The sequence below is a fragment of the Shewanella sp. 10N.286.52.A9 genome (assembly GCF_041468985.1).
In the GTDB taxonomy this organism is placed as follows: Bacteria; Pseudomonadota; Gammaproteobacteria; order Enterobacterales; family Shewanellaceae; genus Shewanella; species Shewanella japonica.
The window spans coordinates 93,636-106,757 of the sequence record NZ_JBFRJQ010000001.1 but is presented as its reverse complement, the minus strand read 5'-3'; the positions used below and the strand labels follow the sequence as shown (position 1 = coordinate 106,757).

Sequence of the window (13,122 nt, the reverse complement as noted above, 5' to 3'; positions counted from 1 at the left end):
CAAAGTTGTTCCTATGCAGGTGATTGCCGACCATTTATGAAGGTTGCCCCAAATGACACTCTTATTTATATTCAAATTAACCTCTGTGCGCTAATAAAGTAAGGGGGAGGGGAAAGCTAAACGAAGTTTGGTAATAAAAAACATCATTTAAGTATGTTTACTTAAGCTGATACCGACAGGCCAAATCATCCATTTGTTTTTGTTCTTGTTTATTAATATGAGCTTGTCGTTGTTTGAGACGATCTTGATAGAACCAATTAATGCCTTGTTGGCGCCCTAACTGGCTACGCCATATTTTATCCACTCTTTGATGTTCCTGTTCTAATAATATTTTTTGACGTGTGAGCTTCTTTTGTAGGGGCTGAATTGCGTTAATCATTTGCACGCTATTTTGCATTAATAGCGGGTTGGCGCATTGTTGTGGGTAAGCGTGATATTGGCTGACCATGCTTGATAGTTGTTGCTGCTGCTGGGCGATTTCAAGCAAACGCTGTTGGCTGGCATTCTTTTGCTGGCTGAGCTGATGCAGTTTCTTTTCTTCTTGTTGGCATAACTGTAAAAGCTGTTTCATTTTACGATCTCTACAATGCGCTTTGGTTGATGACGTACTGCTGCATCTGCCTTATTCAGTCGAAGGAGGTGCTTGGTAACCCAGACCTTCAACTAACTGCTGTAATTGGCTGATGCTATGTTGATGGTCTGCTTGACTATGGGTCGCTTGCTGTAAAAAAGCGGCCATTTGTGGGTACGCTTGTACTGCAATATCAAGCTCTTTGTCTTGCCCAGGCTGATAACCACCTAAAGGCAATAATTCTTTCACCTGCTGATATTTACTATTTAAATGCCTAAACACTTGTCCGTGAGACAAGCTGTCAGAGCTGGCAACTTGCGCTGCAAGTCGGCTTACAGAAGCGCCAATATCAATGGCAGGGTAATGGCCTTGTTCAGCCAGTTTTCTATCTAGCACTATGTGGCCGTCAAGGATGGCTCGAGCGGCATCGGCAATAGGATCTTGTTGATCATCACCTTCCGTTAATACGGTATAAAATGCAGTTAAGGTGCCTGTAGGGTGTTGGCCGTTTCCTGCCATTTCGACCAAGCTAGGAAGCTGGGCAAACGCTGACGGCGGATAACCTTTGGTTGCAGGTGGTTCACCTAAGCTTAAGGCAATTTCTCGCTGCGCTTGTGCATAGCGGGTTAAAGAGTCAACTAATAGCAGAACTCGCTTTCCTTGATCTCGGTAAGCGCAAGCAATGTGATGGCACAGTCGCATAGCACGCATACGCATCAATGGGGTGGTATCTGCTGGAGCGGCGATGACAACTGAACGTTGTCGACCTTCTTCGCCCAATGATTGCTCGATAAATTCACGCACTTCACGGCCACGTTCACCAATTAGCCCTACGATGACAATGTCAGCCTCAGTAAAGCGGGTCATCATGCCTAACAGCACACTTTTACCGACACCAGAGCCAGCAAATAACCCTAAGCGTTGACCACGGCCGACGGGCAATAAAGCATTGATAGCTCGGATCCCGACATCTAAAGGTTCGGTAATTGGCTTACGCTGTAGCGGGTTAGTGCTCATTTGCACCATAGGAATGGTTTGTATTTGGCTAAGAGGGCCAAGGTCATCAAGTGGCTTACCTAAGCCATTAAGTACACGGCCAAGTAAGCCTTTACCAACAGGTATTTGACAGCGCTCAGCAATAGGGATCACTCTTGCGCCAGGCATCAGTCCTGAGGTGTGTTCAATTGGCATTAAACAGACGGTGTCTTTGTAAAACCCGACAACCTCAGCTTCGACGACTCCACCATTGCGACACTCAATATGGCAGCGATCGCCTGTACCTAGTTGGCAGCCGACAGCCTCAAGCAGCAAGCCATTGACTCGAGTGAGCTTGCCATACACTTGTGCCACTGGCACAGACGGCCAGTCAATGATCTCGGCGCTTGTTTGAGCCGAACTACTGCTCACTGGCGCCTCGAGTTTCGTCTGTAGTATCTGTTGTTGCCTGATTGACACTTGTATCTGATGACAGTTGTTGCTCGATATCTGTGCGCTTTAAGTGATTCTCTACTTGATCTAAACAGGCATTGAGACGGGTTTCCATTGAAGCATCGGCATCGGATTTATCGCCCACAATACGACAACCGCCCGCACTGATAGTGTTATCAGGGACTAAAGTCCAGTCTTGCACTTTATCAGCTGCGATGTCTTTTAATTGCGTGACAGCTGATGGCTCAAGATGAATTTTCACGTCAGTGGGAGCATCAGGAATCGCGGCTAGTGTTTCTTCAACTAAGGCAAGAATTTGTTGAGGCTGTAAGGTCAGTTCACATCGGATAACTTGAATTGATACTCGACGAACCAAATCTAAAATCAGCTCCTGTTGCTGCATCACCTGCTGAGTATGACCTTCTTCGAGCAAAGATTTCATTGCTGACAATGGCGTAATTAAGTTATTAAGTTGCTCATCAATAGCTTCTTTACCCTTTAATTGCCCTTCAATTCGTCCTTGATTAAATCCTGCGGCATAGCCAGATTGTTGGCCTTCTTTGTGGCCTGAAACTAAGCCAGCTTCATGACCTTTTACGACGCCTTCATCATAACCTTTATCAAAAGCTTGTTGGTAATCTTGCCATGATGGCTCTTCATGGTTTTGGGCAAGCTCGTCTGCATGTAATGGGCTAAATTGGTGACGGCGTACACGCTCGCCGCTGAGGCGAAAGCGTCTGTCAGAATGCGGTGACTTGTTCATGGCTTTACTCTTTTGATCAGTCAAAAATGGGCTCATTACTCAACAACCTGTTCTTCAAACAGCTGTAATTCTATTTGGCCTTCGTCCATCATTTGCTTAGCCAGTTCCATAATGTCTTTGCGGGCTGCTGTGGCTTGACTCAATGGTACTGTGCCTATGGCTTCAATTTGGGTTTCTATCGCTGAAGACATACGCTTTGGTAATGCTTGCAGTAAGGTTTTCTTAAGGTCTGATTCAATACCTTTAAGCGCTAGCGCTAACGTATCGGCAGGCACAAGCGCCATGATTTCTTGCAAGGTTTCCGCTTTTTGACGACCTAAAATAATAAAGTCGAACATGTTGTCTGCCACTTCACCCGCCAGTTTTTTATCGTGGAGCTTAATCATCTCCATCAATTGCTCTCGGTTACCTTCAAAGCGATTGAGAATGTCGGCAACTTGGCGAATACCAGATACTTGAGTATGACTCTTTTCCATTGCTATGAGCATGCATCGTTCTACGAGGTGGCGCAGTTCTTCAACGACACCGCGCTCAAGCTCTCCTAATTGAGCGATACGAACCAGTAATTCGTCTTGGCCTGCTTCTGGTAAACCTGATAATACTTGGGCTGCACTTTCAGGTGGCAATAAACCTAAAAGTACCGCTTGAAGTTGGCTATGTTCATTGGTGATTTCACGGGCAAGTAACTTAGGGTCGACCCACTCAAGACGTTTAACCAAGGTTTTGATTTCGTCACCATAGATGTTGTCTATCAAGCTTTTTGCTACACGATCCCCTAGGGCTAAATCGAGGGTTTTTTGCAGGTATGAGCGTGAGGCGCGGGCAATACCTGATTGCTCTTGGTAGCGCTTAAAAAAGCGTCCTATGACAAAGTCGGCTTCATTTTGAGTAATGCTCGATAGGCGAGCCATTTTATGGCTCAAATGCTGCACATCATTACGGTCTAAATGAGCCATCACTTGCGCTGCGCCTTTCTCGCCCATGCTCAATAGGATCATGGCAGCTTGGTCGAGATTATCTAAGTTAATATCAAGTTCATTCATCATTAGTCTTTTCCTATCTCGCTATGAGTGTTGTTTAGCATCTTTGTCGCTGATCCAGTGGGCAATGACTTCTGCTACACGAGCGGGCTCTTTTTCAGCGAGAACACTGAGGTGCTCCATTTTCACTTTTAGCGGAGAACTGGTTTCTGGTAGTCCAATATTCATTAGGTCATCATCAGCTTGAGGCTGACCGAGTCCCATTAGCTCATCAGCAAGAGACTGCGCATCACTATTGCTACTGTCTAATTTCGCAGGGCTAGGCTCTTGATATTGATAATTATCCTGCTCTTCAACTTCCTTCATCGCACTTAAGTCAACGGTTTTAGTTAAGTGACGAACTAACGGACGTAAGACAAAGAAAATCAGTCCAATACCGAGTAGTAACCCAATAAAGTAACGCAGGTATGACTCGTAACCTTCTGTTTGCCACCATGGCATAGGCTGGAATTCAGCTACTTTCGCTGGCGCAAAATCAAAACTATTGATACTAAATTGATCGCCACGCGCAGCGGTAAAACCAATGGCGTCTTGGACCATGTTGCTCATTGATTCAAGTTGCGCTTCAGTCCAACCGTTTTCGCCTGCAGCTTGATTATTTAACAACACAGAAATTGACAGGTTCTCTAATTGCATTTGTTGGTAGCGGGTATGTTTAACCGAACGTCCTACATCAAAATTACGTTGAGTTTGCTGAGTGACATTGCGGCGTTGATTGGTTTCAGTACCTTCTGCAGCTGGAGGCTGGTTACTGAGCGCACCGGGTATTCCCATGGCCAAGTCACCATTGACTTCATTTGAGCTTTGCTGTTCGTTGCGCATAACAGATTGAGGGTCGAGTGACTCATTCGTTTCTTCGACTTGATTAAAATTAACTTGCGCAGCGACCTGAACTTGGAAATTTTCTTGCCCAAGGATTGGCATTAACATACTTGAAGCACGGTTGATGAGGCTTTGCTCTAGCTCGTGGGTGTACTTGAGCTGGCGATCTCGTGCTTGGGTAATGTCATTATTGAGGGTTAACGCTGAGCTTAAGTGATTACCTTGTTGGTCGACAACTTGTACTTGCTCTGCAGTCATTCCTGTGACACTGCCTGCAACCAGATTGACAATTGATTCAACCTGTTCTGATTGAATGTTGCTACCTGCATAAAGATCAAGCATGACCGATGCCGAAGGTAATTCAGGTTGCTGTCTAATAAATAGGGTTTTTTTAGGAATCGCTAAATGCACTCTGGCTGTACGAACGGCACGTAGCGCCATAATGGTACGAGAGAGTTCACCTTCAAGACTGTAGCGATATTTAGCTTGCTCCATAAATTGGCTAGTACCAATCCCTGAACTATCTAGTGACTCCATTCCCATCGGCATTTGTGCTTTCACGCCACGGGCTGCCAAAATCATTCGCGCTTTGCCGAGTCTGTCTTCAGGCACTAAAACTAACCCAGAATTAGTATCAAGACGATAGCTTATTCCTTCAGTTTCAAGGACTTCAATAATTTGCGCCGTTTCGACTTTTTCCTGGCTACCGTATAAAGGTCGGTAGCCTTGGCTTGCGGTCCATAACATAAGCACGATGACGCAGGCCACGACGATGGCGAAAACCGCAAGTACGGCAACTTGTTTATCGCCTTGATTGAAACTGGTCCATTTCTCTTTTATCGTCGCAAAAGGCGATTTTTTCTCTCCAACCTCGGTAACGGGTTGGCTAGTTTGAGTAAGAGTTGTAGGCATTGTGTCTAATTTCCTTGCACTAAGGCGGTTTAGGCTATTGAAACTTATCGTTAATGAACTGATTTATATCAATATTGATTAAATCGGCATTTTCATTACGTCATCGAACGCTTGTACCAAACGGTTTCGAATTTGAATCATAGTGGCGAATGACAAACTGGCTTTTTGTGAGGCCACCATGGCACCAACTAAATCATCACTTTCGCCACTATCGACAGCACGCATAAGTGCTGATGAGGTGTTTTGGTCGGTGTTAACTGCAGCAACCTTTTGCTCCATCAATTCAGTGAATGAAGGGTGTTGAGTGCCAAAGTCTCTCGGATTTGGACCGACTTTGATGGCGCCTTTGGCCATTTCTGAATGGACATTCATTTGGTCCATTAATGTTTGAACATTGGTCATTGGTGCACTGACCATGGTTGCATTAGCCATTGGTTTTCCTATCTATTTGCTAGAGGGTAATTACGCTACTTTGCCAAGAGCAAGGTCTATGTCTATCCCTTGTTCGCGCATTTGAGCAAGTTTGTAACGCAATGCACGTGTTGTCATGCCAAGAGATTCTGCGGTGAGGTTTCGTTGACCATTGAAGCGTTTCAGTGTGTCTATGATGTATTGAAACTCTGCTTGTCGTTTAGAGTCTTTCAGGCCACTTTGTTGAGGCGCTAATTGAGCAGTTTGTTCTGCTTCTATGCCTAAGTCAGCGGTCTGAATCGCTTGACCACGGCGCATGATTAATGCGCGCTGAATTGTATTTTCAAGCTCTCTTACATTGCCACTCCAGTCATGGCCGAGCAGTACACTACGGGCCTGATCACTGAAGTAACAGACTTGTTCAGAGTTATTGTTGTGGTACATGTCTAAAAAGTGCTCTGCAATAGGCATGATGTCTTCACGACGTTGTCTTAGTGGGGTAATTTTTAGCGGTAATACATCTAAGCGGTAGAATAGATCTTGCCTAAACTCACCATTCTCAACAGCTTTGCGTAAGTCTTTATTTGTTGATGCAATCACGCGAATATCGAGTGGAATCGCTTTATGGCTGCCAATTCTTTCAACTTCGCGCTCTTGTAAAACTCGCAGTAATTTAGCTTGTAAGACGAGCGGCATTTCGCCGATTTCATCTAACAGTAAAGTGCCACCATTGGCTTGTTCAAACTTACCTGATTGATCGCTGACAGCTCCAGTAAAGGCGCCTTTGACATGGCCAAATAGAATTGACTCTAAAATACTTTCAGGAATGGCCGCACAGTTGATCGAAATTAATGGGGCTTGTGAACGATTAGAGTGACGATGAATATAACGGGCTAATGGCTCTTTACCTGTACCACTTTCACCAGTCAATAATACCGTAGCATTGGTGATTGCTGCACGTTGAGCAAGCATCAATAATTGACGACTGACAGCGGATGATGCAACGATGTCTGAATCAATTTTATCTAAAGTTTTTAGACGGGTTAACAGTGCAATAAGTTGTTGATTATCAATCGGCTGCAACAGATAGTCTTGCACTCCTGACTGCATTGCAATACTAGCCAATTCGGTTTGTTCTGGATCAAGTAAGGCAATCTGATTCTTACTCGGGTACATGGCTAAACGCTGTGCTACTTGTTCAGGTTCACAATCTGATAAATTCACCAGATTCAGCCAAGGCGATGGCTGGTGATTGCTCCATAACTGAAAGCCATTGCTTAGCAATAATGCGGCAGCGGTTTCACACAGTTGGCAATCGACCAACTGGATTGAGTATTGCTGACTCATCGACTGGCCTTCTGCGTTTTGAGAGCGGTAAGGTTATTCGTTTTAACTAATCTCACCATAACGCGACGGTTCAGCTCACGTCCTTGGGCACTATTATTACTGGCAATGGGGGTTCTTGTGCCATGATGGCGCACTTGAATCATTGTATTGGGCACGCCAAGCTCAATTAATCTTGCTTGAACTTCAAAAGCGCGCTCCTTGCTTAATTGCAAGTTCACAAAGTGATCTCCTGATGCGTCAGCATGCCCATCGATAAGGACTTCTGTGACATTGTCATCAGCCGCAATATAGCGAGCAATTGCGATTAAATCCTGCTCGTACTCAGGAGATAGATGTGTCGAGTTGCTATTAAACTGCATATCCACTCTGCGTACATAGGAAAAAGGCTTAGGCAGCAGGTTTTGCTTACATAATCTAAATTCTCTTACGATGGCACGAGTAGAGACGGGTGAAGAATTCACCTTATATTTGATATTTTTACCTGGATCAATATTGACTTGCCACGTGAGCCCTTGCTCTAAGGCCTCTAAAAAAGCTGCGCTGTTTCGGCTCGTTTTAGCGGTATGACCTTGCCAGTTTAGTTCTGATTGTGCAAAAGGGGCGTTGTTCTGCTGCTGCCATGAAGAAGATTCAATTATTATTTCGCTGGCATGATCACGCAGGCTCAGCCAGTCAGCAGTTAAACTAATGAATAACTCGTCACCAGGCGTGGCGGTGAGCATAAAGTCTCCGAACCCATCCACTTGGTGGCTTATTTCACAGTGAAATATATTTCCACTGAACTCCCAAGAAGATTTTTCCATCTTGGTTTGATATTTATTCTCTATTACTCCTGCATACGATTTAAGCGGAAAAATAAATGCGATAATTGTAATCAGTATTATTTTTTTCAATTACTAACATCCTATTTTTATTTGTTATGTCTGTAACGTAATAAAGTTTTGCAGTATTAAACACTAAAAGAAAAATGATTAAAATGAATTTTTATAAAAAGTTTTAAATAGTGCAAGCTTTATTGTTTGTTCATATATATGTCATTGTCTTTCGTTATTTAAATGATGTAGTATCTTGCCGAAATACTGATTCCTCTAAGTTATATAGAAACTAGACACAGTTATCTGGTTTTTAAGTATCTGATTTTATTGAATTTAAAAATTAATTTTTGTTATTTTAAAATAAATTTAAAGTTTTTTACGATTATAGTCGCTTTGTAATAATATTTATTTTTTTGTTTTTATATTTGGTATTTATTTATTATTTAAGTGTTGTTGGTTATTTGTTTTGATTATCTGTTTCTGTGGTCGTTGTTATATGTACTACTAGCTGATTTATTATATTTGGTTGTCAAAATATATTTGTTTGCCAAAAAAATGTCGCCTGAATTGTTTGTATATTAATAAGGTGGTCGTTTTTAGTTCAGTTGCGTGTGGGTGATAATATAATTTTGATACATATTATTACGGTTATTAATTTATGGATATTTTATAGTTAAGTGAGTTTTAAATTAAAATGAAAACCACAGCTAAAGCAAGTTTGATTAAGAAGCAGCAGCTTCCAAAAGTGAGAACCGTTGCGTTAGTTCAAGAGAAACTTGCACGCAGCCGACTAGTATTGCAACTAGAGCGTTGCCATAGAACGCTGCTCGACAATATAAATGACTTATTAGGGCCGATTATTGGCCAAGGTCATCACGCATTGTCAAAAGTATCGCTTTCAACCGATCTGAATACAGTAACACCTGACTTAAACCACGCGTGGTTTTTGATGAGTTACCGCCGAACTCCACTGGCTTGGTGGCGAATTGATAAATGTACGTTAGATCAGTTAGCTAGCGGTTATTACGGTAGTTTCTCTAGCCCGTTACAGTCACCTTTACGGGCGCCTAGTTTGTCTGAGTTTCGTTTGGTGAAGCGTTTATTGCGTTCTGCGTTGGACGTTTTACCGATAACTGAACTCGATGACGACGGCTTAGATCTTGAATTGGTGGTGAATACCACGCCATTAGAGGTGCCTCTTGCTTGGACTCTGAGCTTTCCAGCAGAGCATGTTGGCCCGCCAATGATGTTATGCATGACAGAATTTGCTTTGGGATTGATGGCTGAACAGCCAAGTGAATATCAAGCTGCTGAAAACCTCAATAGCCAATTAAGTCAGCGTTTAAGACAAATTCCGATAAAAGCCACGTTAGAAATTGGTCATCAATTAATGCCTGTGACGTCATTAGAAGGCTTGAAAGTCGGTGATATTTTACCGATGAGTTTGCATTCTCGCTGCCCAGTGACTATCGGTCGCAGACCCCTATTTTATGCCACTGTTCATAATGATGATGGACAAATGGTCGCCAAACTTACCCAGGAAGCGTTTCACCCAGAGGACTCTACCCATGCCTGAAAATATACTTTTACAAGATGATGAATTCTTACTTGATGATGATCTGTTATTAGAAGATACCCTAGCAGAGCCACAACCTGCTCCAAAGGCTAAAACCTTAAAAGAGATGTCATTTTTTCACCAGTTACCAGTGCAAGTGACATTGGAATTAGCGAGTACAGAAATGTCTTTAGGTGAGCTAACCCAAATGGGAGAAGGTGACGTTGTTGCATTGGATCGCATGGTAGGCGAACCATTGGATATTCGTGTTAATGGTGCTTTGTTAGGTCGTGGTGAAGTGGTTGAAGTGAATGGTCGATATGGTGTGAGATTGCTTGAAGTAGAAGCGATAAGCTTAACTGGAGCAAACGACTAATATGGTTCGTGTCATCCTGCTTCTGTTATGCCTATTAGCACCCAGTGCTTATGCTAATGATGGATTAACCTTATTCACTTTAGCGGACGGCGACCAGTCGCAAACCGTGAACGTCAAATTAGAAATCTTAGCCATGATGACCTTGCTAAGTTTTTTACCTGCGATGTTGATGATGATGACAAGCTTTACTCGAATTATCATTGTGTTAGCAATTTTGAGGCAGGCGTTGGGCTTACAACAAAGTCCACCTAATAAAGTGTTAATTGGCATTGCTTTAGTCATGTCTATTTTTATTATGCGCCCCGTTGGTGATGTGATTTATGAAGATGCATTTTTACCCTATGACAAGGGTGAAATTGAATTAACAGAATTGATTGTGAGGGCAGAAGTGCCTTTACGACAATTTATGTTGGCGCAAACTCGTGAAACAGATTTAGAGCAAATGCTAAAAATTGCTAATGAGCCAGTGACATTAACCGCAGACGAAATCCCCTTCTTTGTTTTGATGCCTGCATTTGTATTGAGCGAGCTGAAAACAGCATTTCAAATTGGCTTCCTACTTTATATTCCCTTTCTAGTGATTGATTTAGTGGTTGCGAGCGTCTTGATGTCGATGGGGATGATGATGCTGTCGCCATTGATTATATCTCTACCATTTAAACTCATGGTGTTCGTGTTAGTGGATGGTTGGGCAATGACTGTGGGTACGTTAACAGGCAGCTTTGGCTAGCTAGGGTAGACGATGATACATCTAGCATGGATTTTAATGACCAGTACAAATCAAATGATTGAACAGCTGAAGCGGCCACCTGCGGGAGCAATAAGATGGATGTAAACGAGCTAACGTCATTTTTTGCTGAAGCGATATTTTTAGTGGTGATGATGGTGGGCGTATTGGTCGTGCCAGGCTTGATTGTGGGACTGATTGTCGCTGTGTTCCAAGCGGCGACCCAAGTGAATGAGCAAACATTAAGCTTTTTACCTCGCTTAGTGTTAACGCTGTTGATGGTGTTATTTGCAGGTGAGTGGTTGTTGATGAAAATCAGTGACTTGTTTGAGCGGCTATTTTTCAGTATTCCCCATGTGATTGGTTAGGCGAGTAGATGAACGCATTTAGCATGGCTGAGCCGCTGAATTTTGACTGGGTAGATAGCAACTGATGTTGTCGTTAACATCGGTACAAATCAGTGCTTTTATTGGCTCATTTTGGTGGCCATTCTGTCGGTTTATGGGGGCATTTATTGTGATGCCTTTTTTAAGCAGTAACTATATTCCGGTCAAAATACGACTGCTATTTGCCATGCTGTTGAGTGCTCTGGTGGCGCCAATTTTACCCCCAGTGCCTGCCGTTGACGCTATCTCACTAGGGGCTGCGTTATTGGCCGTTGAGCAATTGCTTGTTGGCTTTATGTTGGCATTATTTTTACTGATAATGATCAGTGTAATGACCAAGATGGGCGCGATGATGTCAATGCAAATGGGCTTGGCAATGGCCATTATGAACGACCCTGCTAACGGCAACTCTAATCCTATTCTTGGTCAGTGGTTTTTACTGTATGGCACGTTATTATTTTTGGCGTTAGACGGTCACTTAGTTGCTATTGGCGTTATCGTTGATAGCTTTTATTTGTGGCCAATTGGCATGGGCATATTTGAGTTGCCTTTAATGGGACTGGTTGAGCGAGTTGGCTGGTTATTTGCGGCCGCATTTATGCTGGCTTTACCTGCGATTGTCGCCATGTTGATGGTTAATTTAACTTTTGGTGTGTTGAGTAAATCTGCGCCTTCATTAAACGTGTTTGCCTTAGGTTTTCCTATGTCGATGTTAATGGGGCTGCTGTGCGTATTCTTTTCGTTTAGTGGCCTTGCCAGTCGCTATAGTGACATTTGCCTCGATGCTTTATCTAGCATGCATCAGTTTATCGGGGGCTAGTGATGAGCAATAAAGATACCGGTCAAAGTAAAACTGAACAGGCAACACCACAAAAACTCAAAAAAGCCCGCGAGCAAGGGCAAGTTCCACGCTCTAAAGACTTAGCCGCATCAGCGCTGATCATTGGTTGTGCTGTCATGCTAACGAGCAGCGCCGAGTGGATAGGCAGTGAAATGGCCGAAATTACTCGCTTCAATATGAATCTCACTAAAGAGCAGTTAAATGAGCCCAAAATGCTAGAAATGCATATGGGGGCTGCGATTGTCGGAATTCTACATCTTCTTGGGCCGTTATTTATCTTAGTGGCCGCTATCGGCATGATTGCAGGCGCATTACCTGGTGGGCCGCTATTTAGTATTAAAAATGCCTTCTTCAAATATAGCCGTATTGATCCCATTGCTGGCTTAGGGCGAATGGTGTCAATTAAATCATTGGTGGAGTTGGTTAAATCGGTCTTAAAAATCACTTTGCTAGTCAGCATCATGCTGTATTTTTTGCAGAGTAACTTGCAAGGCATTATGGCAAGTAGTCAGCTGCCAGTAGATGAAGCCGTTAAATACAGCATTGATACGATATCAACTGGGATGTTTTATTTAGGCGTCGGTCTGCTGATTATCACATTTATCGATGTGCCATATCAGTATTGGCATCATCATAACGAGCTAAAAATGTCTCATCAGGAAGTGAAAGATGAGCATAAACAGCAAGACGGTAAGCCAGAAATTAAAGCTAAAATTCGCCAAATGCAGCAAAAAATTAGCCGCTCTCGTGCTGATGTTGCTGTGCCACAAGCCGATGTATTACTGGTTAACCCTACTCATTATTCAGTTGCACTTCGTTATGACGCTGATAAAGCAGATGCGCCTTATGTTATTGCTAAAGGAGTGGACGAACTGGCGCTTTATATGCGTGATGTAGCAAAACGTAATGCGGTTGAAATTATTGAAATCCCAGCACTGGCTCGTGCGATTTATTATTCCACTAAGATTGAACAACAAATTCCAGCGGCATTGTTTGTCGCTATTGCGCATGTGCTGAGTTACGTGTTGCAAATCAAAGCAGCAAGAACAGGCAGCCAAGAGAAGCCTGAACCATTGCCGCATTTTTATATTCCTCCCCATTTACGACATGATTAAAGGAACCATTAAA

General features: G+C 43.2%; 14 protein-coding genes. 6 read left to right on the top strand and 8 right to left on the bottom strand.

Annotated elements, in window-relative coordinates:
• Window positions 1-157: 157 nt before the first annotated feature.
• The 8 genes from AB4128_RS00505 to AB4128_RS00470 all read right to left on the bottom strand — a co-directional run bounded on the left by AB4128_RS00505 (window position 158) and on the right by AB4128_RS00470 (window position 8,187).
• Window positions 158-571 (bottom strand): flagellar FliJ family protein, encoded by a 414-nt coding sequence (locus tag AB4128_RS00505; protein ID WP_055025293.1) that lies wholly within the window; start codon window positions 569-571, stop codon window positions 158-160.
• Between the two features lie 51 nt (window positions 572-622).
• On the bottom strand, window positions 623-1,978 hold the full coding sequence (fliI, locus tag AB4128_RS00500; protein ID WP_372036278.1) for a flagellar protein export ATPase FliI: 1,356 nt from the start codon (window positions 1,976-1,978) through the stop codon (window positions 623-625).
• Complete coding sequence (gene fliH, locus AB4128_RS00495) at window positions 1,968-2,762, bottom strand: flagellar assembly protein FliH (RefSeq protein WP_119968236.1); 795 nt, start codon at window positions 2,760-2,762, stop codon at window positions 1,968-1,970. The genes fliI and fliH overlap by 11 nt, the downstream gene beginning before the upstream one ends.
• Before the next feature lie 35 nt (window positions 2,763-2,797).
• Entirely contained in the window at window positions 2,798-3,808 is a 1,011-nt protein-coding gene (locus tag AB4128_RS00490) for a flagellar motor switch protein FliG (protein ID WP_055025292.1), read from the bottom strand.
• An 18-nt stretch (window positions 3,809-3,826) separates the two neighbouring features.
• A complete protein-coding gene (fliF, locus tag AB4128_RS00485) occupies window positions 3,827-5,536 on the bottom strand; it encodes a flagellar basal-body MS-ring/collar protein FliF (protein ID WP_372036275.1) in 1,710 nt (569 codons plus the stop codon).
• 78 nt (window positions 5,537-5,614) lie between these two features.
• On the bottom strand, window positions 5,615-5,968 hold the full coding sequence (fliE, locus tag AB4128_RS00480) for a flagellar hook-basal body complex protein FliE (protein ID WP_055025290.1): 354 nt from the start codon (window positions 5,966-5,968) through the stop codon (window positions 5,615-5,617).
• A 30-nt stretch (window positions 5,969-5,998) separates the two neighbouring features.
• Window positions 5,999-7,294, bottom strand: coding sequence for a sigma-54-dependent Fis family transcriptional regulator (locus AB4128_RS00475; RefSeq protein WP_080914663.1), 1,296 nt, complete (start codon window positions 7,292-7,294; stop codon window positions 5,999-6,001).
• Window positions 7,291-8,187 carry an OmpA family protein gene (locus AB4128_RS00470; protein ID WP_144430198.1) on the bottom strand — a complete coding sequence of 299 codons (897 nt, stop codon included), beginning with the start codon at window positions 8,185-8,187 and terminating at the stop codon, window positions 7,291-7,293. Before AB4128_RS00470 ends, AB4128_RS00475 begins: the two co-directional genes overlap by 4 nt.
• A 616-nt stretch (window positions 8,188-8,803) precedes the next feature.
• On the opposite strand from AB4128_RS00470, the gene AB4128_RS00465 reads away from it, so the two are divergent.
• The 6 genes from AB4128_RS00465 (at window position 8,804) to flhB (ending at window position 13,109) form a co-directional block, all read left to right on the top strand.
• Window positions 8,804-9,685, top strand: coding sequence for a flagellar motor switch protein FliM (locus AB4128_RS00465; protein WP_065110133.1), 882 nt, complete (start codon window positions 8,804-8,806; stop codon window positions 9,683-9,685).
• Window positions 9,678-10,040, top strand: coding sequence for a flagellar motor switch protein FliN (fliN, locus tag AB4128_RS00460; RefSeq protein ID WP_055025287.1), 363 nt, complete (start codon window positions 9,678-9,680; stop codon window positions 10,038-10,040). Before AB4128_RS00465 ends, fliN begins: the two co-directional genes overlap by 8 nt.
• A gap of 1 nt (window position 10,041) precedes the next feature.
• On the top strand, window positions 10,042-10,770 hold the full coding sequence (gene fliP, locus AB4128_RS00455; protein WP_055025286.1) for a flagellar type III secretion system pore protein FliP: 729 nt from the start codon (window positions 10,042-10,044) through the stop codon (window positions 10,768-10,770).
• Window positions 10,771-10,865: 95 nt separating this feature from the next.
• A complete protein-coding gene (locus AB4128_RS00450) occupies window positions 10,866-11,135 on the top strand; it encodes a flagellar biosynthetic protein FliQ (RefSeq protein WP_055025285.1) in 270 nt (89 codons plus the stop codon).
• 64 nt (window positions 11,136-11,199) lie between these two features.
• On the top strand, window positions 11,200-11,973 hold the full coding sequence (gene fliR, locus AB4128_RS00445; RefSeq protein WP_055025284.1) for a flagellar biosynthetic protein FliR: 774 nt from the start codon (window positions 11,200-11,202) through the stop codon (window positions 11,971-11,973).
• 2 nt (window positions 11,974-11,975) lie between these two features.
• Window positions 11,976-13,109 (top strand): flagellar biosynthesis protein FlhB, encoded by a 1,134-nt coding sequence (gene flhB, locus AB4128_RS00440; RefSeq protein ID WP_055025283.1) that lies wholly within the window; start codon window positions 11,976-11,978, stop codon window positions 13,107-13,109.
• The last annotated feature ends 13 nt before the right edge of the window (window positions 13,110-13,122 follow it).